Below are 24,163 nucleotides of genomic sequence, written 5' to 3' on the forward strand. Positions count from 1 at the left end.
AGGAAACCATGTCGAAAATGCACGTCAAACTCACCGTGAACGGCAAAGAGGTCGAAGGTCTGGCCGAGCCGCGCACGCTGTTGATTCACTTCCTTCGGGAAGATCTTAAAATCACCGGCCCTCATATCGGCTGCGAGACCAGCCATTGCGGCGCCTGCACCGTGGATATCGATGGCAAATCCGTCAAATCCTGCACGACCTTTGTAGCGCAAGTGAACGGAGCCGATATCACCACCGTCGAAGGCCTCACCAATGACGATGGCAGCCTTGGCGTATTGCAGGAAATGTTCCGCGAGCATCACGGGCTGCAATGCGGCTTTTGCACGCCGGGGATGATTACTCGCGCGCACCGTTTGCTACAGGAAAACCCGAACCCGACCGAAGAGGATATCCGTTTCGGGATGGCCGGGAACCTGTGCCGCTGCACCGGATACCAGAACATCGTCAAGGCGATCTCGGCCTCTGCTGACATGCTGAACGCTCAGAAGGAGGCTGCGGAATGAACGACCAGACACTGACCCCCGAAGAACGCGCCGCCAATCTCAAGGGGATGGGCAGCTCGCGCAAACGCGTCGAGGATGTGCGCTTTACCCAAGGCAAGGGCAATTATGTCGATGACATCAAGCTGGACGGCATGCTATTCGGCGACTTCGTGCGCTCCCCCTACGCACATGCCCGCGTTGTCAGCGTCAACAAAGAGGCTGCCTTGGCGATGCCCGGCGTGATCGCTGTTCTGACCGCCGAGGATCTGGCTCCGCTGGGCTTGCATTGGATGCCAACGCTGGCGGGTGACAAGCAGATGGTTCTGGCCGACGGCAAGGTGCTGTTCCAAGGCCAGGAAGTCGCCTTTGTGGTCGCCGAAGACCGCTATATCGCCGCCGATGCGGTGGAGTTGGTTGAGGTTGACTACGAAGAACTGCCTGTGATCACCGATCCGTTTGAGGCGCTGAAATCCGATGTGGTCCTGCGCGAAGACCTTGAAGGTCAAACCGAAGGTGCGCATGGCCCTCGCAAGCATCACAACCACATCTTCACCTGGGAACAAGGCGACAAGGATGCGACCGAGGCCATTCTGGCCGAAGCTGACGTGGTCGCCGAGGAGATGGTGTACTATCACCGCACCCACCCCTGCCCGTTGGAGACTTGCGGCTCGGTTGCCAGCATGGACAAGGTGACCGGAAAATTAACGCTGTATGGCACGTTTCAGGCACCGCACGCGATCCGGACGGTTGTGTCGCTGATCTCAGGCATCGCCGAACACAATATCCGCGTCATCAGCCCCGATATCGGTGGCGGTTTCGGCAATAAGGTTGGAGCTTATGCGGGCTATGTCTGCTCGGTCGTGGCCTCGATTGTCACCGGCAAGCCGGTGAAATGGGTCGAGGACCGGATGGAGAACCTGATGTCCACCGCCTTTGCCCGCGACTACTGGATGCAGGGCAAGATCGCGGCCACCAAGGACGGCAAGATCACCGGCCTGTGGTGTCACACCACGGCGGACCATGGCGGCTTTGACGCCTGTGCGGACCCGACCAAATTCCCTGCAGGCTTCATGAACATCTGTACGGGGTCGTATGACATCCCCACCGCCTATCTGGCCGTGGATGGTGTCTATACCAACAAGGCTCCGGGCGGGGTGGCCTATCGCTGTTCCTTCCGCGTGACCGAGGCCGCCTATTTCATCGAACGCATGATCGAGGTTCTAGCCATCAAACTGAACATGGACGCGGCCGAGCTGCGCCGGATAAACTTCATCAAGGCCGATCAGTTCCCGTACCAGTCGGCTCTGGGCTGGGAGTATGACTCGGGCGATTACCATACCGCTTGGGACAAGGCATTGAAGGCCGTCGACTACGAAGGTCTGCGGGCGGAACAGGCACAGCGGGTTGAGGACTTCAAGGCTGGTAAAACCCGCAAGCTGCTGGGAATTGGTCTGACGCATTTCACCGAAATCGTGGGTGCCGGGCCAGTGAAGAACTGCGATATTCTTGGGCTTGGTATGTTCGACAGTTGCGAAATCCGGATCCACCCGACCGGGTCCGCCATCGCGCGGTTGGGGACGATTTCACAGGGTCAGGGCCATGCCACGACCTTTGCCCAGATCATCGCCAGTGAGATCGGTCTACCCGCCGATGATATCACTTTGGAGGAAGGCGACACCGATACTGCGCCCTACGGTCTGGGAACCTACGGCTCTCGGTCCACGCCCGTTGCCGGTGCAGCGACTGCCATGGCCGCGCGCAAAATCCGCGCCAAGGCGCAGATGATCGCGGCTTATCTGCTTGAGGTCCACGACGACGATGTCGAATGGGATGTGGATCGGTTCTCCGTCAAAGGCGCGCCCGAGCGTTTCAAGACGATGAAGGAAATCGCCTTTGCCGCCTATAATCAGGCAATCCCGGGACTGGAACCCGGTCTGGAGGCGGTCAGCTACTATGACCCGCCGAACATGACCTATCCGTTCGGGGCCTATATCTGCGTCATGGAGATCGACGTGGATACCGGTGAGTGGGACGTGCGAAAGTTCTATGCGCTGGATGATTGTGGCACCCGGATCAACCCGATGATCATTGACGGGCAGGTCCATGGTGGTGTGACCGAAGCCTTGGCCATCGCAATGGGTCAGGAGATTGCCTATGATGAGATGGGCAATGTGAAAACCGGCACGCTGATGGACTTCTTCCTGCCAACCGCGTGGGAGACGCCGAACTATATCACCGACTATACGGTGACGCCTTCTCCGCACCATCCGATTGGCGCGAAGGGTGTGGGCGAAAGCCCGAATGTGGGTGGCGTGCCCTGTTTCTCAAACGCGGTGCATGATGCGTTCCGACCCTTCGGGTTGGTGCAGAGCCATATGCCGCATGACCATTGGCGGATCTGGAAGATCGCCAATGGGTTGGGGATGCATGGGTGATTGGGTTCGGACCGGCTGACGCCGGTCCGACCGAACGGAGGGGGCCAGCCCCCTCCGAACCTCCCCCGGGATATTTTTAGCCAGATGAAGAATGGATCCTGGTTTTGACTTTGAGTGACGTGCAGAACGGATTGGCCGCGCAGGGCTATGTTGCCGATGATCGGTTGGCGATGGCGCTGCATCTGGCGCAGGCTTTGGGGCGGCCCTTGCTGCTGGAAGGTCCGGCAGGCGTTGGCAAAACCGAAGTCGCGAAGGCTCTGGCTGCCCAACACGACGCGCGCTTGATCCGCTTGCAGTGTTATGAAGGGCTGGATGCCAGCCACGCCATTTACGAATGGAACTATCAGCGCCAATTGCTGGCCATCCGCGCGAGCGAAGCGCATGGTGGCACAAGCGAAGCGCAGTTGTTCTCGGATGACTACCTTCTGAAACGGCCCCTTTTAGAGGCGATCAGTGAGGACGACCCTCCGGTTCTTTTGATAGATGAGATTGACCGCGCAGATGAAGAGTTCGAGGCCTATCTGCTTGAGATCCTGTCTGATTTTCAGATCACAATTCCGGAGCTTGGGACCATCAAAGCGCGCTCTCGCCCGATTGTGATCCTGACGGCCAACGGCACGCGGGACCTGTCCGACGCTTTGCGGCGGCGGTGTCTGTACAGCTATCTCGGCTACCCCTCGCGCGAGACGGAAATGGCCATCTTGAAGGCGCGTATGCCCTCTATTGAAGGGTTGCTGGCACGTCAGATCGTCGGGGTTGTTCAGGCCCTGCGCAAGGAAGACCTCGAGAAAACACCAGGCATTGCCGAGATGCTGGACTGGGCCGCCGCCCTGTCGGGGCTGGGTGTGAACGACATGGCCCGGTCTCGGGGCGAGGTGCAGGCGACGCTGGTCTGCCTGCTGAAGACGGCAGCCGACTATGACGCCGCCCCGTCTGAGGTTCTGGATCGCTTGATCGGGAAGGTTGCGTGATGCAGGTCACCCGGTTCCCTTCCCGCGCGACAGGCTTGGTGGACCGCATGAGCGGATTCATGGCCCATCTGCGGATGAACGGATTACGCGTGGGTCCCGCTGAAACCGGTGAAGCGCTGGCCGCCTTGGCGGCGGTCGAGGCAACCGACAGGACACAGGCCAGGCAGGCCTTGTGCGTGTTGCTGACAGGCAGCGCCGAGGATTGGCGACGCTTTGATGAGCTGTTCGACGCCTACTGGTTCAATGCCGGCAAACAGCGCAGTGGGATGGCGCAGACCGCTCATGTACGGGTGCAGTCGGCGAAACCGAAGATCTGGCAGCAGCAAACGCAAGGCGAACAGGATCCGCAAACGGATAAACATCAGGCAGCCGCCACTCCTGATCCGGGCGACGGGGAGGCCGAAGGGATGGATGGGAAGCTGATTGCGACCCGAACGGCCAACCTGTCGCGCCGGGATCTGCGCGAGTTGATGGATGACGAGTCGCTGAGACAGGCCGAACGGGCCGCAACGCAGCTAGCCCTAGCGATCCGCGACCGCCGATCTCGCCGACATAGACAGGCACTACGTGGTCGGACGCTGGACATGCGGCGGATACAACGGGCCAGTCTGGCACGGGGTGGAGAGCCGATGGACCTCTATCGCCGTGCGCGACCGCCGCGACCGATGCGGATCGTTGCGCTATGCGATGTCAGTGGGTCGATGACCGTTTATTCCCGAGTCTTCCTGGCTTTTCTCAAGGGACTAATCGGCAGCGGAACCGAAGCCGACGCTTATCTGTTCCACACCCGTCTGATGCGCGTGACAGACGCACTGCGCGATCACGACTCAATCCGCGCCGCCGGGCGGCTTTCACTGATGGCCGAGGGGTTTGGCGGCGGGACCGACATCTCTGGCAGTCTCGAAAGCTTTCTGGACGGCTACGGCGCGCGGGCGCTGAACGGACGGACGATCGTGCTGATCTTGTCGGATGGGTATTGCAGCACGGCTCCGCAGGCATTGGGGCAGGTTCTGGAACGGATCCAACGCAAAGCGCGCCGGGTCGTCTGGCTGAACCCGCTGAAAGGCTGGCAGAATTACCAACCGGTTGCCGCTGCCATGCAGGCCGCAGAACCCCATCTGGATGCCCATCTGCCCGCCAATACGCTTGAGGCGCTGGCGGCGCTGGAACCTGAATTCAGAAAACTGTGAAAGGATTTACCGATGGCAGGTTTCGACATTTTCGACACGATTGAAGAACTGCGCCGCACCGGCGATGCCTTTTGCGTGGCGACCGTTCTGCGCACAGCCGATGCGACCTCGGCCAAGGCCGGAGGCAAGGCGGCCATTACCCGCGACGGTACGGTTCTAGGCCATCTGGGGGGTGCCTGCGTGCAACGCGCGGTTCGCGCCGCAGCGCAAGAGGCGCAGGTGTCAGGTGAGCCGAAAATGATCCGCGTCAAACCCTCGGACAAGGTTGTGTCTATGGCCGACCCGGACGGTGTTCAGACCTACAAAAGCGGGTGCCCATCCGGAGGGACAGTGGACATGCTGATCGAACCCTATCAACACGCTCCGCGCTTGATCATTTTTGGAGACTCTCCGATCGCGCAGGCGTTGGCGACCCATGCCGCACTGGCTGGGTTGCGCGTGTGTTTGCCTGAGGGTGCTGAAAACACGGTGAAATACACCCCCTTTGATCCCAACCATCTGAACGCTTTGGGCGTTGAAGCGCGTGATTTTGTTGTGGTGGCGTCGCAAGGCAAAGGCGACGGAGCGGCATTGAAAGCTGCACTGCTGTCACCTGCGCGCCGCGTTTCGATGGTTGCCAGCCGCCGCAAGGCCGAAGTGCTTTGTGCCAAACTGGAAACGCAAGGGCTGAGCACTGAACAGACCAAGCGCCTGAAGTCGCCCGCCGGGTTGGATATCCACGCCATCGACCCGCATGAAATCGCGCTTTCGATTTTGGCTGAAATCATCATGTGGCGCAATTCTGACAAATCCCAGGAGACGTCCCATGATGAGAAAATGGCTTAACTGGCTGCACGCTCTCAAAGCGGCGCAACCCGAGTTGACCGCGGAGGAGGCGACCGAAAAAGCCCTCCGTGTCTTTCCGAAATGTTGTTGAAAAAGGACCCCCGAGATGGAACTCACCGACGAAATTCGCATCGCTGCCCCCAAGGACGCCGTTTACCGCGCGCTCAATGACCCCGATGTGCTGCGCGAATGCATTCCGGGCTGCGAAGAGTTGATCCAGCATTCCCCCGAACACCTCGAGGCCAAGGTCGTCCTGAAAATCGGCCCGGTCAAGGCCCGCTTCAACGGCGAGGTGACGCTGGACAACTCCCAGGCGCCAGATGCGTTTTCGCTGTCCGGCGAAGGCAAAGGCGGTGCTGCCGGCTTTGCCAAAGGCGGCGCGGATGTATCTCTGACTGCCGACGGGGATGAGACGGTTCTGTCTTACACAGCCAAGGTGACGATCGGCGGTAAGATCGCACAATTAGGCAGCCGCCTGATTGCAGGGACGGCCAAAAAGCTATCCGGCAAGTTCTTCGACAAGTTCGGAGAAGTCGTTGCAGAACAATTCGTGCAATAAGCGCCGCACCTAACGCGCATCCAGTGGGTGTGGCAGGGTCTGCCACACCGCATTTTGTTTCCCTCAGCCCTGAGCCTCATCCTGCATGTAGGCGATGACATTGGTGATATCGGCCTCGTTCTTCAGGCCGGGGAACTGCATCTTGTTGCCGGGCAGAAACCCTTTGGGGTCGGCCAGAAACGCCGCCAGATTCTCCGGCGTCCAGACAAGATCGGCACTGGCAAGCGGGCCGGAATATTTGAACCCGTCCACCTGCCCCGCAGATGCACCCACCACTTTGAACAGCGAGGGCCCTACGCCATTGCGGCCTTCTTTCAGCTGATGGCAGGCTTTGCACTTGCGAAAGACCTTCTTGCCCGCTTGGAGATCCCCGTCCACTGCGGCGATTGCGACCGGAGCGGCGGTCGCCGCTTCGGCCTTGTTTTCGTCCATGGTAAACACGAGACGTGCGGTGATCGGTACGGTCCGTGTGATGCCGGGCAGGTCGGCCAGCTCCATCAGCTTGTCAACGCCTGCATCCACGCCTGCGTCCTCGGTGCTGAGAAAAACCATATCATTGGTAGAAACCATCACCGATGTCTCGGTCAGTCGCACCACAAACATCTCGGCGTCGAACTCGATCTCGGTCCCGACCAGAGACAACGCGGCCTCGACATCGATGATCGACGATGCGCCCACGGCAAGGCCCGAGACCTCATCCATGTCGAATTCAGCGGTCAGGGCAGCGGTGCCTGCCTTGCGGAACACGTATTCGATCATCCGTTCGTTGCGTATGTCGATATTGGTTTCTACTGAGGACAGATCAATCTCGATCTCGGCCTTGCCATCAGGGCTGACATGACCGCTCAGCGAGGTGAAAGAATTGACCTCACCCACTGTGTCTTTCTTGATCGTACCATAGGCCAGATGAGAGGCATCCGAGGACAAAGTCCAACTTTCCGACAGGGCCGGGGTTGCAACAATTGCAGACGCAATCGTGACTGCTTTCAACAGAAGTTTCATTTCATTTCTCCTCAGGTTATGTAATTTCTGACCCTGCGGGCCCGGTCCGTGAAAGACAAACACACACAGGTCGCGATTTATTCGATGAGTGGTGAAATCAGCTCGGAACAGGCCGTGCGCGGCGCGATCCAGACGCATTCGAAACGCGTGTGGCGGTTCGGGCTTGCCCTGTCGGGGGCCCGAGATGTGGCCGACGACCTTTTGCAATCCACATGCCTGCGCGCGCTGGAGCGTCACCATCAGGTGACATCCCATGACAGGCTAGACAGCTGGCTGATGACGATCTGCCGCTCGATCTGGCTGAATGAGGTACGCGCGCGCTCGGTTCGTAAGGCACAGGCCTTGTCTGTGACCCCAGAAACCGAATTAATTGCAACAGGACCGGATTCAGAAACGAATATTTTCGCGGCTGAAGTGTTTACTCAAGTGATGCACCTGCCAGAAGCACAGCGCGAGACTGTGATGCTTGTCTTCGTGGAAGGGTATAGCTATCGCGAGGCAGCAGCCTTGCTTGAGGTGCCGATTGGAACAATCATGAGCCGGCTTTCTACGGCTCGGCAGAAACTGAAAACCGTGATGCAGCACGAGGCTGCGGACGCCGTTCGACGGGGTGGCAAATGACGCTTTCCGATGAAACGCTGCTGGCGTATCTGAATGGAAATCTGGACGAGACCGAGGCGCAAGAGATCGAGAGCGCGGTCGAAGCCGATCCAGAACTGGAACAGCGCCTGATGGCGCTTGATCCGTTTGCACCCGTTGTGCATGCGGTCTTCAAGGATGTTCCGCAGGACGCGCCTCAGATCACCTTGCCGGACCGCGCGAGGTCTCAACCCGCGTCTCAACCTTTTCGATTGCTGGCCGTCGCGGCCTCGGTCGCGATTGTGGCGGTTTCGGCGACGTTGTGGGCGACACGACCCGCGCCGCTAGGTTGGGCGCAACAGGCGGCAATCTACCAATCGCTCTATGTACCTGAAACAATTGCCACTCTGGACACCGCACCCGAGGCGCTTGAGGCCCAGTTTGCTCAGGCCGAGGCCACGCTAGGCCGGTCCCTGAATCGCGAAGCCCTGAGCGTCTTACCGGGTGCAGAGCTGAAACGCGCTCAGGTTCTGTCTTTCAAGGGAAAGCCACTGGTTCAGGTCGTCTTTGCGGATGATCAGGGGCGGCCCTTTGCCTTTTGCGTGATCCGTCAAGGGCCAGGGGCACCGGACAAGGATGTGAACCTTGCCGTTCTCAGCGGGCTGGCAACGGCCACTTGGGCGGAAGACGGCTATGGCTACATGATCATCGGCGCCGATGGTCAGAGCGATCTAAGCGATCGCCTGGCCGCATTTTCCGAGGCAATTGCAGGCTAAATGCGTCTTGGCTTTGGCCAATCGCGGAGACCAAAGAATACACCACATCGGACTTTCGACACGAATAGCGGAGTGACCGAGTTGTGAACGCTCAATGCAGGCGGTTCGATGGCGTGGACGCGTCCTCGAGAACCAGCTTTCCGTTCTTGAGATGCCGCTCGACGAATTTCTTCTGCAAACGACCGGCTGGTACAGGATATGCCGTTTCCGCGGCGTAGCCCTGACGTTGCACTTCCGGGAAGAGGATAAAGATTTCTTCTCGGGCCTCCTCCGATATTGTCTTGATTGCTTCGGGGCCTGTAAACAAACTCTCCGAAGGAGCACCATCGGCGAAAATGACCTCGTGTTGATCGAAGAGAAGGTGGTAATAGACAACCTCGGTTATGTCTTCATCCACGTAGATCCCAGGTAACGCGGCCAGCTTTATTGCCGACACAAGGACATCGGGACTGCCGAACATACGCTCGGACACTTTGGAAGACACCAATATGCGGTGTTGTCTGGACACCAGCAGGTCTTTTGCTGGAAGCCCCTGCCCAAGTGCGCCGGCAGAGATACAGACAGGTCGCAATTTTTCCGCAGCGGCACCTTGGGCCGCAAAGTCCACCGTTTTGGAACCAACCCACCGCAACCGCTGCGGGCCATTTCCCTTGGTCAGAACGGTGTCTCCCACGGACAGATTTTCAACAGAAGTTGGGCCGTTCGGCGTTTCAATCATAGTTCCCGCGCACAAACACAGAATATCGCCGGAGATATCACCAAAGCCGATTGCACCGGTATTGGCACCCGAAGACAGACCCCCTTCAAAGATGACCTCAATCCGGGACACCGGGCCTGCAATTGAAACGGTCAGCGAATCTGGCGCACCTGGCCCTTCGACACCCGGAGACACATTCCCGTTGGCTTCGACCGTGTTGCCGGTCTGGACGTGAAATGGGCTGAGGTTGGAGAAAACAACCGGGACCGGATTGTCGTTCACATCAAACGCCAGAACCGTCACTCTATCGTCGAAAGAGAATTCGTTGCTGTCCAGATCCAGAATTTCGAACGTCACGTTTTTAACAGCGGTTGAAAACGTCACTTCTGATGTCGCAGGGCCCGGGATGCCCGAAACAAACAGGTTTCCACCAAGAAACCCATTGAAGAATACCCCTGGATCAGAGGCCACGGTTAGCGTCGACGAGTTCGAACCGTCTGTCAGCACGGTCGAACTGTTCGCACTGCCCAGAGTTGACCAATCAAATAGGAATGGCACTACTGCTTCTACCAAACCGCTTAAACTGCATAGAATAACGATATTCTATCTCATGCGTATTAATGCATCCTTAAATTGACAACCCTAGTATCTTTTTCCTGTAGTGTGATCAAATACAGCGTACCCCAATCAATCAGGACCGAATATGGCCGTCGTTACCATGCCTGCGCAGACAGCCCAACGGCTGAAGGACGAAATTCTCAAGCTATCGCAATCCGTTGAAGTCAAAATGTTTCTGGCCAAAGACGTCGTTCAACTGATCGGTTTCACCGAAGAAGAGATCGCAGGTTTTGGCGGAGAAACCGGCGATGCGGTCATTTTGGCAGTGCGGGACCTTGAGGCTCTAAAGCTAGCTATTCCACAATCAGCCGGGGATCGCCTGAACTATATCCCGATCGTAAACGAAAAAGCCAAGGCCAAGCTGGATCCGTTTTATCAAGCCTAGACCGCGCTCTGCGTGTTTGTTGCAAAGGGTGAGGCACACGCCCCACCCCCTTAGTATCACGCGTTGATGATGTTGTGGCCGGGACCGTAGGGGAAGCCGGTGATGTTCTCGGCCCCGTCTTCTTCGACCACCAGAATGTCATGCTCACGGTAGCCTCCGGCTCCAGGCTGACCTTCGGGAATCCACAGCATCGGCTCGATCGAGACGACCATGCCGGGTTCCAGAACCGTGTCGATATCCTCACGCAGTTCCAGACCAGCCTCGCGCCCATAGTAGTGGCTGAGTACACCAAAGGAGTGGCCATAGCCGAAGGAGCGGTATTGCAGCAGGCCCTCATCTTCAAAGAAACGGTTGATCTCGGCGGTGATGCCGGAACAGGTCGCGCCGGGTTTGATCAGGCTCAGGCCAAGCTCATGCGCGGCGACGTTGGCCTTCCAGATGCGCAGGCTTGCGGCGTCGGGTTCGCCCAGAAACAGGGTGCGCTCCAGAGCCGTGTAGTACCCCGAAATCATCGGGAAGGTGTTCAGCGACAGGATATCGCCCTTTTGCAGCGCCCGTTTGGTGACCGGGTTATGCGCGCCATCGGTGTTGAGGCCGGACTGGAACCAGACCCAAGTGTCACGGTATTCCGCGTCGGGATAAGCGCGGGCGATCTCCGCCTCCATTGCGTCGCGACCGGCCATAGCGATCTCTATTTCGGTTGCGCCTTCGCGGATGGCGGCGTGAATGGCGGCTCCGCCCACATCGGCGGTGCGGGCACCACCTTTGATCAATTCGATCTCTTCGGCCGATTTCACCATACGGGCCGCCATGGTGTCGGGCGCGATGTCGACCAATTCAGGCTGGCCCAGCATCGCCAAAGCCGTATCGCGCGCGGCCAGAGTCATGTGATCGCTTTCGATCCCGATCCGTTTCGCGCCACCGATAAGGCTGGCGACCGCGCGCCAGTAGTTGTCGCGCTTCCAATCGGTGTAGATAACATTATCCTCGACTGAGCGACGCCACGGCTGGCCCGCGTCGATATTGGCCGAAACGGTGGTGCAGGCGTACTGTGTAACAACGCAGCCGTAGGGCCGGCCAAAAGCGCAGTACAGAAAGCCCGAGTAATAGGCGATGTTCTGCATCGACGTCAGCAGCACCACGGGAATATCCCGCGCGGCCATGATAGCGCGCAATTTGCCCAAACGGCGGTCGTATTCGCCTTTGCTGAACGGCAGAGGGGCTTTGTCGCCATTGTGGCAGGTGAAGAATTCGGGGCGATTTGTCATGTTCAGGTCTCTCATCTTTGCCGGGCGGCAAACCCGGCCACTTGTCCCGGCGTTCAGGACAGGCGGTCTCGGGGTCCGAGAGCCGATCATCCCAGTTCGCCCGCGACGCCATCGCGGCTGGGATGAACAGGTGAATCGTTAGATCAGGCGCGCGCTTGCGTCAAGCGGGGGAAAGCCCCCGCAGACGCTCGGACCGGCGGCGTAGCAATTCGACAGTGGTCAACAGCGCGATCGAGATCACCACAAGGATCGTCGCCACCGCCAGAATTGTCGGGCTGATCTGTTCGCGCAGGCCAGTGAACATCTGCCATGGCAGGGTCTTTTGGCTGGCCGAGCCGACAAACAGCACAACGACCACCTCATCAAACGAGGTGATGAAGGCAAACAAACCACCTGAGATCACGCCCGGCAGGATCAGCGGCATCTGGATCTTGAAGAAGGTCCGTACCGGCCCTGCGCCCATATTCGCCGCCGCTCGCGTCAGCGATCGGTCAAAGCCCACCAGCGTGGCGGTCACGGTAATGATGACGAAGGGGATGCCCAGAACGGCGTGGGCGAGGATCACTTTCACATAGCCCACGAAGTTCTTGTTCATGCCCAGCGTACCTTCCATGAAGCGACCGATATCGCTGTAGAAGAAGAACATGCCGGTGGCCGAGATGATCAGTGGCACGATCATCGGCGAGATCAGGATACCCATGATGGCACGGCGACCGGGAACGTGGCTTTGGCTGAGCCCAATGGCCGCCAGTGTGCCCAGCGAAACAGAGATCACCGTCGCAATCGGTGCGATGATCAACGAGTTCTTGAAGCTGCGCTGCCATTCATTGTTGGTGAAGAAGTCGCGGTAATGCTTCAGCGAGTACCCCTCGGGGTCCAGCCGCAGCATTTCGGGCGTGAAGGTAAAGAAGTCCTGTGCGTTGAACGACAGGGGCAGAACCACGAGGATCGGCGTGATCAGGAAAACAAAGATCGCACCGCAGATCACCCGGAACAGGTAGTGATAGAACACCTGTTTCGCGGTCAGATAGGGCAGCAGTTTGCGGCGATAGCGGCCCTCATACAGCCAGTAGATGAACCATGCGAAGAACCAGCCGCCCAGCAGGCCCAGAACGCCGCCCATCGGACCCGAAATCAGAAATCCGGCGATGCCGAAGCCCAAAATGGTGATCCAGCGGGCCAGTTGCTCGTTTTTCAGAACAGCGATGTAGATCCAAGCCAGTGCCGCGATCAGGGCGGCTCCGCCAATGATGCCCAGAAAGATCGAACCGTTACCTGCGCCAACGAAGACACCGGCGAAGGCCCCTGCCAGCGCAACGCTTGGCAGAACCATGGACATCGGTTTGCGGGAAATCGGAGTAAGTGCGGCCATGTCGATTATCCCAACTTCACGTTATCAATGCCGACGATCTTGTCGTAACACCAGTAGAGCAACAACACGACGGCCAACAGGATCGTGCCCAGCGCAGCCGCCAGCCCCCAGTTCAGCGAGGACGAGATGTGGTACGCAATCCGGTTCGAGATGAAGACGCCCTTGGTGCCGCCCACGATCTCGGGCGTGATGTAGTAGCCGATGGCCAGAATGAACACGAGGATCGACCCCGCGCCAATGCCCGGAATGGATTGAGGGAAATAGATGCGCCAGAAGGTCGTCCAATTCGTCGCGCCCATGGATTTCGCGGCGCGCGTGTAGGACTCGGGTATTGTTTGCATCACCGAGTACATCGGCAGGATCATAAACGGCAGCAGAATATGCGTCATCGCGATGATCGTACCGATCTGGTTGTTGATGATGACAAGTCGGGCGTCATCGGCCACCAATCCGAGCCAGACTAGCGTTTCGTTGATCACACCCTGTTGTTGCAGCATGACCTTCCACGCCGACGTTCGCACCAGAAGCGAGGTCCAGAAGGGTAACAATACAAGGATCATCAGCAAGTTGGACACCCGCATCGGTAGGGTCGCCAGCAGGTAACTGACCGGATAGGCCAACAGGATACAGGACGCGGTAATCACCAACGACATGAACAGTGTGCGCCCGAACAGCTTGATCAGAATCTGCTTGTCCTCAGGCTGCGCCTGCGCGCCTTCGGGTGTGCGGCGCATATCGACCGCGTTTAGGAAATAGCCGTTCGTCACAGCGGGCGAGTGAGTCTTGATCACCGCCCAAGTCTGCGGTTCGCCCCAGCCCTCGTGGATTTCGATCACCTGATCCTTGAACGGCCCATCTGTTTCGGGATCCAGCTTACCCATTTTCCGACCGGAGCGGCGGAACATCGAGGACATGCCTGTCTCTTCGTAGTTCAAGCGCGAACCCAGTCGGGTATGTGTCTTGTTGTCGACAGCCACGACCATGTCGCGGACAAAGGCATCATAGACGGCCTCGTCAGGCAGTTCGCCACTGTTTTCATCCCAGCTTTGCAAGGCTTCGACCGTCAGGGGCAGGGTTTGCTGCACAATGCTGTTTTCCACCGACCGGAAAAGCATCGATGCAATCGGCACGATGAACGAGAACAGCACGAACAAAAGCAGAGGGGCCACCAGCATCAGCGCCCGCAGCTTTTGTCGCCTCAACGAACGTGCCAGCGATTGCTTGAGCGGCGTTCCATCCGCTGCCAGCATAGGTCCGGCGTTTTGGCTTGCGTCAGTCATCAGTGCCCCTTGGGTTTTCTTTGGTCCGGGGGCGGCGCACCGCCCCCGAGTTTGTCATGAAATCAGACGCTTATTGCGCCAACCACGCCTGGAACTTGGCGTCGATGTCGTCGCGGTAGTCAGCCCAAAACTCGTAGTTGTACAGGAACGTGTTCTTGGCGTTGTTCGGATCGGTCGGCATGTGCGGTGCCATGTCGATACCCAGATCGGCATGCTGACCCACCAGCGGAGCCGACGAGGCACGGGCCGGACCGTACGAGATGTACTTGGCCTGATCCGCAAGCCGCTGGGTGTCGGTCGCGAACATGATGTAGTCCAGTGCGCGCGCCTGACGCTCTTCGCTCAGACCGGCCGGGATGATCCAACCGTCCAGATCGAACACCTGCGCATCCCACAGCATGGCAACGGGCTGGTTCTGTTCTTCGATCACGCTGAACAGACGACCGTTGTAGGTCGAGCCCATGATGACTTCGCCATCAGCCAGCAGCTGGGGCGTGTCTGCACCTGCCGACCACCAGACAACGCTGTCCTTGATGGTGTCGAGCTTGGCCAGAGCCTGATCCTGACCCTCTGCAGTCGCCAGCACGTCATAAACGTCGTCCTTGGCAACGCCGTCACAGATCAGAGCCCATTCCATGTTGTTGATCGGACGCTTTTCCAGCGAACGCTTACCCGGATAGTTTTCCAGATCAAACACGGCGCAGACGTCTGTCGGCGGTGTGTCACCAACCAGGTCGGTGCGATAGCCGAATGTGGTCGAGTAAACGATCTGCGGGATAAAGCAGTCGCTAACCAGCAGGTCACCGAAGTCTTCGGATGCGGGCGTGCCATCAGGTGCCGGGGCCAGCATGGTGTCGGGATCGATTTCCATCGCCAGACCTTCGTCGCACAGACGGATCGCGTCCGCCGCAACAACGTCAACGACGTCCCAGGTGATGTTCCCGGCTTCATTCATAGCGCGCAGCTTGGCAACCGCTTCGGCCGAGCTGTCATCGTTCAGGATGGTGACGCCAGTCTTTTCCGAATAGGGTTCGTGATAGGCCTTAAGCTGCGATTTGGAATAGGCTCCCCCCCACGAGACGATGGTCATCTCTTCGGCGGAAACGCCACCGGCCGCTGTTGCCAGAGCCGCTGCAGTCAGCAGTGTCTTTGTTGGTTTCATGTAAAACTCCCAGTATTTCCCGTTTGTTGTGTGGTCAGCCGACGCACGGGTTTTCGCCAGCCGGTCCCTCAGTGTAACCGCGCTTGTGCCGCGCGGCTTGGTCTATGCGTCAAGCGCACGACAATCCTTGGCCAGCCAACCAATATCGATCTCTTGACCGGGTTGCAGGCGAATGGCATCGGGGGCGTTCCGTGTCTTGACGATGAACTCGTCATTGCCCGCTACAGACATGCGGAAGCGGAACACGTCGCCCATATAGATGAATTCCTTAACCGTCGCCTTCAGCGTATGCGCGTCGGCATGCAGACGATCCTTGTTGAACTCCACACGTTCCGGCCGGATCGAAACCTTGGTCCGTTCGCCCGGATTGTGCACATTGATCGGCACCGCATCAATTTCTGATCCGTCATCCAACTGCACCACACAGCCGTCTCCGTCGATGGATTTGACCACACCTTCCAGAGTGTTGTTCTCGCCGATGAACTGCGCGACGAAGCTGTTATCGGGCTCTTCATAGAGTTGATCCGGCGGGGCCAGCTGCTGAATGCGGCCATCATCGAACACGGCGACACGGTCTGACATCGTCAGCGCCTCGGTCTGGTCGTGGGTCACATAAACGGTGGTAATGCCCAACTCATGCGCCAGTCGGGTGATTTCGAACTGCATATGCTCACGCAGCTGTTTGTCCAGCGCGCCCAGCGGCTCGTCCATCAGCACCAGCTCCGGCTCGAACACCAACGCGCGGGCCAAGGCGATCCGCTGTTGCTGACCGCCGGACAGCTGCGCCGGACGACGACCGCCAAAGGCACCCATCTGCACCATGTCCAAAGCGCGCTTGACCTTTTCGTCACGCTCGGACTTGCCCAGCTTGCGAACTTCCAGAGGAAACGAAAGGTTTTCGGCCACCGTCATGTGCGGGAACAGAGCGTAGTTCTGAAACACCATGCCAATCCCACGTTTGTGCGGCGGGATATTGTTGATTGGCTTTCCATCCAGCAGGATTTCACCATGGGTAGCGGTTTCAAACCCGGCGAGCATCATAAGGCAAGTTGTCTTGCCTGAGCCTGACGGCCCAAGCATTGTTAGAAACTCGCCCTTCGGCATTGCAAGGTTGAGATCTTTAACGACGAGATTCTCGCCATCATAAGACTTCTGAACGCGTTGAAATTCGACAAACGCGGCGTCGTTCGTTGTACCGGTCACAAGACCCCCTGTTTCGTCAAATGATTACCCGAGGCTTTCGGATTTCATTGATCTGTGACCCACAGTTAAGACCAAGCGATACGCACTTGGCAACAAGTTATGGTGCTTTTGCCAAAATTGAGTTCACACTTACTTGTCAATGCACAGCGTTTAAGCGCCTCATATGCCACGCAAGACATTGATTACTCGACAAAACAGGTTTTCCGATCCGCTCTTGGATTTTCGGTATCGCGTCGAGAGTTCGCAGGTTGGTACAACTCAGGAACACCGCCTCGACCGCCGGATCTGCCCCCAATTCGGAGGCCGCCTCGACCACGGATTCCGTCGATATCCGCGCCACTTTGGCCTCTTCTGCCTGCCCGAAACTTGCAAAAACATCCATGCCTATTCCACTGGCCTGAAACGCAGTACGCAGCGGTATGTTGACCTCTTCGATGTAAGGCGACAGCAGGGCAAATTTCGAAACACCTAGGTCGGCGGCGCAAGCGGTCGCCGCGCGGAGAGGATTCGTGACTTCACGGGTATTGCATGTCTGTTTGATCAGTTCCGCGACGCGCTCTGACCCGATCACCGAACTGGCCGAGGTGCAGCCGTAGCCCACAACGTTGTAGGGTCGCGCATTGGGAAGTAACTCCGCCGCCGCCGGCAGCGCCTTCTCCATTTCGGCAAGGCTTTCGGTCGTCACCTCGATCCCGCTTGGAATGCGCGTGACGTGCAGCGGGTATTTACGGTCCGCGAAATATGCGCCGAATTCAGGCTCAAGCGTCTCATCGACCTGCAAAACGATCAGCCCCAGCGGCGAGGCGCTTGGATCGTCTTCATCCAGAGTGTAAGGGACATAGGTCATAGCTGCACCATCTCCGGCCCGATCCTTGGGCTGATAAACCGTGGGGTGCCGTCCGTGATGACGATGTTTTCCTCATGCACCAGAATTTTGTCACCGACGGCGATGCCCGGTTCCAGTGTCAAAACCATGCCCGGTTCCAGAACTGTGTTGTCCGTCGGGATCAGAGAGGGCCATTCGGTGAGGGACATTCCCAAACCATGGCCCAGACGACCCGCATCCGTACCCTCTGCATCCACCGTGAGAACGGTGTTCATAGCATGAAACAAATCCGCTGCGGTTGCGCCTGGACGAGCGGTTTCGAACGCAGCACCCGATGCCTCGATTAATCTGGCATGGGCGTTTGCCACATCAGGCCGAGGCGGGCCAACCGACCAGTTTCGGTCGAAGTCACAGAAATACCCGTCCCAGACCAAACCGGTGTCCAACATCAACACATCGCCCAGCGCCAACGGTACGTCGGAGGCTGGCGAAATCACATCCGCATAGCCACCCTGCTCCGACCCGCCTGCAAGATAGGGCACCCAATCGGCACCCTCCTCCAGGCACAGCATTTGAAAGCGGCGGAACACCTCATTCAACGGCACTCCTTCTCCGGCGATCTCGGGGACGCGGGCAAAAGCCCGACCGGCAATGCTGCAGGCGGTTTCGATCTTGGCAACCTCGGCCTCTGATTTGACCATGCGCAACTGGCGCAGGATGCCGTTGTCACCTTTCAGCGCCCTTGTTCCAAGCTGGCCTCGTAATCGTTCAAGGTCTGCCAAAGGCATACGGAGGTGCGTCTCATGCCCATCCGGTATCCCAATTCGCCCCTCTGCCGGTGTCACCTCGACCAGCGCGTCGCGCAGCAGTGAGACTCCATCATCTTCCAGATGAGGCGCGCTCCAGGTGCGGATGTCGTCAATCCATGTCTGCGCCATGAGGGCTGCCCCGATCGACGGGATCACCGCTATCGGCTTGCCCGTGGCTGGCACAATGAGGAACCACGGGCGGGTCGGGCTTTCCCAGAACCGGGTCAGAAACCCGGTGAAATAGCGTACATCCGTCTCGGTTGTCAGCAAAAGCGCCGACAGGCCCGCCGCATCCATCAACTTTTGCGCGCGTCTGGTGCGCGCTTCAAACTCGGATCGTGCGAACCCCCTCATTCCGCAGTCTCGGAGAGGATGCACAGCACGCGTGAGGCCTCAGTCATTCCCAATTCGGTCCGTGCCTGGTCATTCAGAACCGCGGCAAGCCCAGCGCCGCCCGAGGCTGTTGTCTCCAACCCCGCCGCGGCCATGGCGGGCAGTTTCTCGGACACGTCCTCATCCGAAAGTGTCAGAAACAGGTCGGCATCGCGCGCCAATCCATTCAATGCGATCAACGACGGCTCCTTGCAATCCAAACGCCCCATAATGCTATCTGGCCCATCGGCGAACACGCACGACCCGGCCTCGATACTGGCCTGCAGGGCAGGCGCGGCTTCAGGTTCGACCACGACTATCTTCGGCGCGTCGCCCCAGGCTTTGCGCGCATAGGCCGCTACAGCACCGGCAAGACCGCCAACACCTGCCTGCAACATGATGTGAGTCGGGGGCTCAGGGCATTGATCAACCGCCTCAGACGCCATTTGCAGGTACCCCTCCATCAGGGTCCAGGGCAGCTCATAATACCCGTCCCATGAGCTGTCCGAGAGCAGGATCCACCCGTTCTCTTCAGCCGCCGCGCTTGCCGCTTGCATGCTGGCCGCATAGTCAGAGCCACTGCGCACAACCTCGGCACCTTGGCCCTTCAATCGTGCGGCAAAACTCTCGGGCACCGTCTCGGCGATATAGACAACGGCCTTTGCGCCAAACATCCGCGCTCCCGCTGCAACGCTCATCCCGTGATTCCCGGCGCTGGCGGTCACGTAGGTTGACCCTGCCAACGTGTCTACACCCGGCGTATCCGAGGCTTCGGCCGCGTGGCGCGCAATCACATAAGCCGCGCCGAGGGCTTTGAACGAGCCCAGATTCATACGCGCGCGTTCATCTTTGACCCAAAGCTGCGCAACCGGAGCGAGGCCTGCGGCATTCACCAGCGGGGTATCTTTCGCCGCTGGACACATGGACAACAACGCCGAAACGCGGGCCGCATGTGTCGACGGATAAGGGGCCGAGGGCGCAAGTTTGGGACCTGCCCTGTGTGTATTCGCAACGATCTTCATGTGTCTCCCCGCCATTTTGCCTGACGTGATCCGATCGCCCTGGATCTGTCAACTCTTCTGAGCGTTAACCGACCTGACCCAACAGCCAGTCATGAAACAATCCCGCCGCCGGGTTCGCGGCGTTGGCGGATAGAAAATACCCCTCATTGCTCTCGATTGAGCCGCCATGCGCACGCTCGACCAAGCCCGTATCAAGCGCATGTTTCGCAAGAAGCTCACTCACCAATGCCACGCCACCCCCATGCGCCGCCAATTGAAGCGCCATGCCAAAGGTATCCACAAAAATAGTGGGCTGGCTTTGTAGCCCTTGGCTTTCCAACCATCGACTCCACCCGCCTGAAGTCCCCACAGCTTCAATCAGAGGCAGATCCGATATGTCCCCCAACAGAGCCGGAGATTTGAAAGGAACAAGCCGGTCCGGCATCAGACGAACAGCGCCCTGCCCCACTTGTTTCTTCGATCCGAATCGCACCTGCACATCCGCCTGGGATGCATTAAAGTCATCGGGCCATATCGCACTGAGCAGCCGTACGCGAATGTCCGAGTGCTGACGGGCAAACGCGGGCAGATGTGGGGCGATGACCCATTGCGCGATACTGACCGAGGTCGCGACGGTCAGAACGTCTCCGGACGCGTTGGTGTCGACCTGCCCGGCGGCAACAGCCAGCGCCTCAAGCGCCTTACCCACCTCGGGCAACAGCTTTCTCCCCGCATCCGTCAACGCCAGACTGCGCGGATGGCGCACGAAAAGGGATGCGCCCAACCGCAATTCAAGCGATTTCACCTGCTGGCTGACCGCCGATTGCGTCAGACCGATTTCCTCGGCCGCAGCGGTAAAGCTAAGCGTGCGGGCGGCGGCCTCGAAGGATCGGAACCAGGTCAGAGGGGGAAGTGATTTTGCCATAGGCCAAGCTGGTCATTAGTCTTGTTAATGTCAAAGCACATAATTCTATCATTTGTCAAAAATCAGCCCCGTTTCTAACGTCGGCCCGCGCGACAGGAGAAGTTTTATGCAGCCGGAAATACGCAAAATCGTAACCTATGACGAAGAGGTTCTGGTCGAGGGGTTTCGCCCCGCAAAAACCCCATGGCGAATGTTTGCAGTGGCCGCTGTAGTCACCAACCCATGGGCTGGCCGATATGTCGAAGACCTGAAGCCCGAGATTCAGGCCTACGGTCCCGTCTTGGGTGAAATGATGACCAAGCGCATGATTGCGCTGGCTGGCAGCGGGGATGCGATCGAGGCTTATGGCAAGGCCGCCGTGGTTGGTCTGAATGGCGAGGTCGAGCATGCCTCGGGCCTCATTCACACTCTGCGCTTTGGCAACCACTACCGGCAGGCCGTTGACGCAAAGTCTTATCTGGCCTTTACCAACACCCGAGGGCCCGCGAACGCTCCGATCATGGTGCCGCTGATGGACAAGAACGACGCCGGGCGGCGCTCGCACTATCTGACCATCCAATTTGCGATCCCCGATGCGCCACGAGACGATGAGATCGTTGTGGTGCTTGGTGCGGCGACCTCGGGCCGGCCGCATCACCGTATTGGCGACCGCTATCAGGACCTCAAGGATTTGGGCCATGACGTGGACAACCCGGCCGCGGTCTGAGATCGGCGGCCTCGCAGCAATCCAGACCGGCGCGGGACCGAATGTCCTGTTGCTGCATGGCGTCGGTTTGCGCGCCGAGGCCTGGGGCGCCCAATTTGACGCGCTGGCATCGGTGGCGTGTCTGACCGCACCGGACATGCCCGGTCACGGCGAAAGCCCTTTGGGCGACCCGCGTGAGGATATTTCGGAATATACCGAGGCCGCGTTGCGCGTTCTGGATCGGCTGGACGGGCCAACACTCGTCGTCGGTCATTCCATGGGCGCAATGATTGCGCTGGATCTGGCGGCCAAAGCACCTCAGCGGATCGCGGGCGTTGTTGCTCTGAACGCGATTTTCGAACGCGATTCTGAGGCTACACGGGCCATACAAACCCGCGCCGCCGCGCTTGATGGCAAGACACCGAGCGACCCGACGGGGACCCTCTTCCGTTGGTTCGGCGACACGGAATCGCCCGAGCGTACAGCCTGTCAAAACTGGCTGACGGCAACGAACCCAGCTGGGTACAAACAGGCCTATACCGTCTTTTCCAACAGCAAAAACCCGCGCAGTAATGAGTTGAAAAAGATCCTCTGCCCAGCGCTGTTTATGACCGGTGAACTTGAGCCCAACTCGACCCCCGCCATGTCACGCGCCATGGCGAAGCTTGTTCCAAACGGGCGGGCGCAGATCGTCAAGGGTGCCGCGCATATGATGCCGATGACCCACGCCGCAGAGGTTAACGCCGCCCTTTCGACCTTTCTGAACGAGGTGCAACAATGACCAGTCTCGACCCTCGCGACCTGCGGCGTGCCTTTGGCAGCTTTATGACCGGCGTCACTGTCGTGACGACGCGCGACACCTCAGGCACGCCGTTGGGGTTTACTGCCAATTCCTTCTCATCCGTTTCTCTGGACCCGCCGCTTTTGCTGGTTTGTCCGGGCAAGAACCTGTCCTCCTACGATGCCTTCGCGAGCTGCGAGTATTTCGCAGTGAACATTCTGGCTGAGGGGCAAGAGGATGTCTCAAACACGTTCGCCGGGTTCAAAGGCGATCGGTTTGCCAAAACCGCGCACCAGTTGGACGCCAATGGCGTCCCTCTTCTGGATGGCGCAGTTGCAACGTTTTCCTGCCGGGCGCATCAGGCCATTGACGCCGGAGATCACTGTATTCTGATCGGAGAGGTTGGGGCGTATTCCTATGCCGAAACCCGAGGCCTCGGATACGCCAACGGGCAGTATTTCAGCCTCGGCCTGGAACGCGGCGCATTCGAGGCCGCAGACCGATCCGTTGTCTGCGGCGCGATCATCGAATGCAACGGAAAGGTGCTGTTGGAGAAAACCGCATCCGGATACCGCCCGCCGCAGATCAGCTTGTCGGATCATCAAGCCCTGCGCGAAAGCCTGCAGCAAGACTTGGCAACGCGCGGGATCACAGCGCAGTTGGGTGCGGTCTATTCTGTCTACGACGACGCCACGACGCACCATGTCTACACGCTCGCATCGGTACCGGCTTTGCCGCTCAACAGCACCCTTGAAGCGGTTGCCATCAAGCAGCTTACAGACCTGACATTCGCAACCCCGGCCATCGCCACCATGATGTCCCGCTTTGCGTTTGAAAGCCTGACCCGCGACTTTTCTCTATACCTCGGCGATGCGCAGCGGGGCGATGTACATACCCTCTCGGAAAGGACTGAATGATGGAGTTTTCCCTCTTTGCTCATATGGAGCGGCTCAACCCCGAACAGCCTCATGAGAAACTGTATGAAGAGTTTATTGAGCTGTGCAAAATGGCGGATGACGCCGGTATGCGCGCGGTTTGGACGGGCGAGCATCACGGGATGGATTTCACCATCGCGCCAAATCCATTGATGACCCTCGTCGATATTGCGCATCACACCAAAAACATCCGCCTAGGTACCGGCACGGTCATCGCGCCTTTCTGGCATCCGATCAAGCTAGCGGGCGAAACGGCCGCCGCCGACCTGATGACCGGGGGACGTATCGAGTTGGGTATCGCGCGCGGAGCCTATTCCTATGAATATGAACGATTGATCCCCGGCATGGATGCCTGGGACGCGGGCCAGCGCATGCGGGAAATCGCGCCCCTGTTGCCCAAATTGTGGGAAGGCGATTGCGCCCATGAGGGAGAGTATTTCCAATTCCCTGCCACCACCTCTGCGCCGAAACCCGTTCAGGACGGAGGGCCGCCGATCTGGATCGCTGCCCGCGACCCCAACAGCCACGAATTCGGCGTCCAAAATGGCTTCAACATTCAGGTCACGCCTCTCTGGCAAGGTAACGCAGAGATTGAGAGTTTGATGGGCCGCTTCAATGATGCCTGCGCCAACTATGACGGGCCGCGACCGAAGATCATGCTTCTTCACCACACTTATGTCGGGCAGGACGCCGCTGATGTGGATCAGGCCACGCGTGAGCTTTCGCGCTTTTACAACTATTTCGGCGCGTGGTTTCAGAACAAGCGACCCGTACATCAGGGGCTGATCCAAACCCTGACGGATGAAGAAATGGCGGCCAACGCCATGATGGCCCCCGAGAACATGGGCCGCGATCTGACAGTTGGCACGGCTGAGCAGGTCACGGATCGCCTGAAGCACTATGAAGACCTTGGCTATGATGAATATTCGTTCTGGATCGACAGCGGCATGAGCTTTGAGCGCAAGCGCGCTTCGCTGGCCCGGTTTATCGACGACGTGATGCCAAAGTTTCAGTGAGGACCCGTG

At 58.7% G+C, this 24,163-nt stretch carries 24 protein-coding genes; 13 read left to right on the plus strand and 11 right to left on the minus strand.

What is annotated here, in order from left to right; all coding sequences use genetic code 11:
* The first annotated feature begins 8 nt into the window (after positions 1 to 8).
* From ACR0KL_RS14870 to ACR0KL_RS14895, 6 genes are all read left to right on the plus strand, one after another.
* On the plus strand, positions 9 to 503 hold the full coding sequence (locus tag ACR0KL_RS14870; RefSeq protein ID WP_170473684.1) for a (2Fe-2S)-binding protein: 495 nt from the start codon (positions 9 to 11) through the stop codon (positions 501 to 503).
* Positions 500 to 2,917: an aerobic carbon-monoxide dehydrogenase large subunit gene (locus tag ACR0KL_RS14875; RefSeq protein WP_170680192.1), complete on the plus strand. Its 2,418-nt coding sequence runs from the start codon at positions 500 to 502 to the stop codon at positions 2,915 to 2,917. The genes ACR0KL_RS14870 and ACR0KL_RS14875 overlap by 4 nt, the downstream gene beginning before the upstream one ends.
* Before the next feature lie 104 nt (positions 2,918 to 3,021).
* Entirely contained in the window at positions 3,022 to 3,888 is an 867-nt protein-coding gene (locus ACR0KL_RS14880) for an AAA family ATPase (RefSeq protein ID WP_170680189.1), read from the plus strand.
* A gap of 47 nt (positions 3,889 to 3,935) precedes the next feature.
* Positions 3,936 to 5,078: a vWA domain-containing protein gene (locus ACR0KL_RS14885; RefSeq protein WP_480555224.1), complete on the plus strand. Its 1,143-nt coding sequence runs from the start codon at positions 3,936 to 3,938 to the stop codon at positions 5,076 to 5,078.
* Positions 5,079 to 5,090: 12 nt separating this feature from the next.
* Positions 5,091 to 5,903 carry an XdhC family protein gene (locus ACR0KL_RS14890; RefSeq protein WP_480777203.1) on the plus strand — a complete coding sequence of 271 codons (813 nt, stop codon included), beginning with the start codon at positions 5,091 to 5,093 and terminating at the stop codon, positions 5,901 to 5,903.
* 106 nt (positions 5,904 to 6,009) lie between these two features.
* Positions 6,010 to 6,462, plus strand: coding sequence for an SRPBCC family protein (locus ACR0KL_RS14895; protein WP_170556048.1), 453 nt, complete (start codon positions 6,010 to 6,012; stop codon positions 6,460 to 6,462).
* 63 nt (positions 6,463 to 6,525) lie between these two features.
* On the opposite strand, the gene ACR0KL_RS14900 is transcribed toward ACR0KL_RS14895, so the two are convergent.
* Positions 6,526 to 7,464: a c-type cytochrome gene (locus ACR0KL_RS14900; RefSeq protein ID WP_170680183.1), complete on the minus strand. Its 939-nt coding sequence runs from the start codon at positions 7,462 to 7,464 to the stop codon at positions 6,526 to 6,528.
* Positions 7,465 to 7,512: 48 nt separating this feature from the next.
* On the opposite strand from ACR0KL_RS14900, the gene ACR0KL_RS14905 reads away from it, so the two are divergent.
* Positions 7,513 to 8,085, plus strand: a complete 573-nt coding sequence (locus ACR0KL_RS14905; RefSeq protein ID WP_371811923.1) for an RNA polymerase sigma factor — start codon at positions 7,513 to 7,515, stop codon at positions 8,083 to 8,085.
* Positions 8,082 to 8,819, plus strand: coding sequence for a hypothetical protein (locus ACR0KL_RS14910; RefSeq protein WP_170680181.1), 738 nt, complete (start codon positions 8,082 to 8,084; stop codon positions 8,817 to 8,819). The genes ACR0KL_RS14905 and ACR0KL_RS14910 overlap by 4 nt, the downstream gene beginning before the upstream one ends.
* A gap of 91 nt (positions 8,820 to 8,910) precedes the next feature.
* On the opposite strand, the gene ACR0KL_RS14915 is transcribed toward ACR0KL_RS14910, so the two are convergent.
* Positions 8,911 to 10,074 (minus strand): Hint domain-containing protein, encoded by a 1,164-nt coding sequence (locus tag ACR0KL_RS14915; protein ID WP_170680179.1) that lies wholly within the window; start codon positions 10,072 to 10,074, stop codon positions 8,911 to 8,913.
* A 145-nt stretch (positions 10,075 to 10,219) separates the two neighbouring features.
* Here ACR0KL_RS14915 and ACR0KL_RS14920 point away from each other — a divergent pair, with 145 nt between their 5' ends.
* Positions 10,220 to 10,519 (plus strand): hypothetical protein, encoded by a 300-nt coding sequence (locus tag ACR0KL_RS14920; protein WP_480777204.1) that lies wholly within the window; start codon positions 10,220 to 10,222, stop codon positions 10,517 to 10,519.
* Positions 10,520 to 10,575: 56 nt separating this feature from the next.
* Here the strand turns inward: ACR0KL_RS14920 and ACR0KL_RS14925 are convergent, their stop codons facing one another.
* From ACR0KL_RS14925 to ACR0KL_RS14965, 9 genes are all read right to left on the minus strand, one after another.
* Positions 10,576 to 11,787: an aminopeptidase P family protein gene (locus tag ACR0KL_RS14925; RefSeq protein WP_480777205.1), complete on the minus strand. Its 1,212-nt coding sequence runs from the start codon at positions 11,785 to 11,787 to the stop codon at positions 10,576 to 10,578.
* 160 nt (positions 11,788 to 11,947) lie between these two features.
* Positions 11,948 to 13,159 carry an ABC transporter permease gene (locus ACR0KL_RS14930; protein WP_170680175.1) on the minus strand — a complete coding sequence of 404 codons (1,212 nt, stop codon included), beginning with the start codon at positions 13,157 to 13,159 and terminating at the stop codon, positions 11,948 to 11,950.
* Between the two features lie 5 nt (positions 13,160 to 13,164).
* Positions 13,165 to 14,439 (minus strand): ABC transporter permease, encoded by a 1,275-nt coding sequence (locus tag ACR0KL_RS14935; RefSeq protein ID WP_170556043.1) that lies wholly within the window; start codon positions 14,437 to 14,439, stop codon positions 13,165 to 13,167.
* Positions 14,440 to 14,509: 70 nt separating this feature from the next.
* The gene (locus ACR0KL_RS14940) at positions 14,510 to 15,601 is read right to left on the minus strand and encodes an extracellular solute-binding protein (RefSeq protein ID WP_170380379.1); all 1,092 of its coding nucleotides are present in this window, start codon (positions 15,599 to 15,601) and stop codon (positions 14,510 to 14,512) included.
* A 102-nt stretch (positions 15,602 to 15,703) separates the two neighbouring features.
* The gene (locus ACR0KL_RS14945; RefSeq protein WP_170556042.1) at positions 15,704 to 16,804 is read right to left on the minus strand and encodes an ABC transporter ATP-binding protein; all 1,101 of its coding nucleotides are present in this window, start codon (positions 16,802 to 16,804) and stop codon (positions 15,704 to 15,706) included.
* Positions 16,805 to 16,940: 136 nt separating this feature from the next.
* Positions 16,941 to 17,651 (minus strand): aspartate racemase/maleate isomerase family protein, encoded by a 711-nt coding sequence (locus ACR0KL_RS14950; RefSeq protein WP_170680173.1) that lies wholly within the window; start codon positions 17,649 to 17,651, stop codon positions 16,941 to 16,943.
* Entirely contained in the window at positions 17,648 to 18,793 is a 1,146-nt protein-coding gene (locus ACR0KL_RS14955; RefSeq protein WP_480777206.1) for a M24 family metallopeptidase, read from the minus strand. The genes ACR0KL_RS14950 and ACR0KL_RS14955 overlap by 4 nt, the downstream gene beginning before the upstream one ends.
* Positions 18,790 to 19,833 (minus strand): pyridoxal-phosphate dependent enzyme, encoded by a 1,044-nt coding sequence (locus tag ACR0KL_RS14960; RefSeq protein ID WP_170680169.1) that lies wholly within the window; start codon positions 19,831 to 19,833, stop codon positions 18,790 to 18,792. Before ACR0KL_RS14960 ends, ACR0KL_RS14955 begins: the two co-directional genes overlap by 4 nt.
* 64 nt (positions 19,834 to 19,897) lie before the next feature.
* Positions 19,898 to 20,737, minus strand: coding sequence for a LysR family transcriptional regulator (locus ACR0KL_RS14965; RefSeq protein ID WP_170680167.1), 840 nt, complete (start codon positions 20,735 to 20,737; stop codon positions 19,898 to 19,900).
* A 106-nt stretch (positions 20,738 to 20,843) separates the two neighbouring features.
* Between ACR0KL_RS14965 and ACR0KL_RS14970 the strand changes: the two genes are divergently transcribed.
* From ACR0KL_RS14970 to ACR0KL_RS14985, 4 genes are read left to right on the plus strand one after another with little or no spacing between them, the layout of a single operon-like run.
* On the plus strand, positions 20,844 to 21,443 hold the full coding sequence (locus tag ACR0KL_RS14970; RefSeq protein WP_170473740.1) for an amino acid synthesis family protein: 600 nt from the start codon (positions 20,844 to 20,846) through the stop codon (positions 21,441 to 21,443).
* A complete protein-coding gene (locus tag ACR0KL_RS14975) occupies positions 21,415 to 22,203 on the plus strand; it encodes an alpha/beta fold hydrolase (protein ID WP_480777207.1) in 789 nt (262 codons plus the stop codon). Before ACR0KL_RS14970 ends, ACR0KL_RS14975 begins: the two co-directional genes overlap by 29 nt.
* Positions 22,200 to 23,120: a flavin reductase family protein gene (locus tag ACR0KL_RS14980; protein WP_170680163.1), complete on the plus strand. Its 921-nt coding sequence runs from the start codon at positions 22,200 to 22,202 to the stop codon at positions 23,118 to 23,120. Before ACR0KL_RS14975 ends, ACR0KL_RS14980 begins: the two co-directional genes overlap by 4 nt.
* Entirely contained in the window at positions 23,120 to 24,154 is a 1,035-nt protein-coding gene (locus ACR0KL_RS14985) for an LLM class flavin-dependent oxidoreductase (protein ID WP_170680222.1), read from the plus strand. The genes ACR0KL_RS14980 and ACR0KL_RS14985 overlap by 1 nt, the downstream gene beginning before the upstream one ends.
* Positions 24,155 to 24,163 lie beyond the last annotated feature (9 nt).

The sequence above is a fragment of the Ruegeria sp. C8 genome (assembly GCF_056537565.1).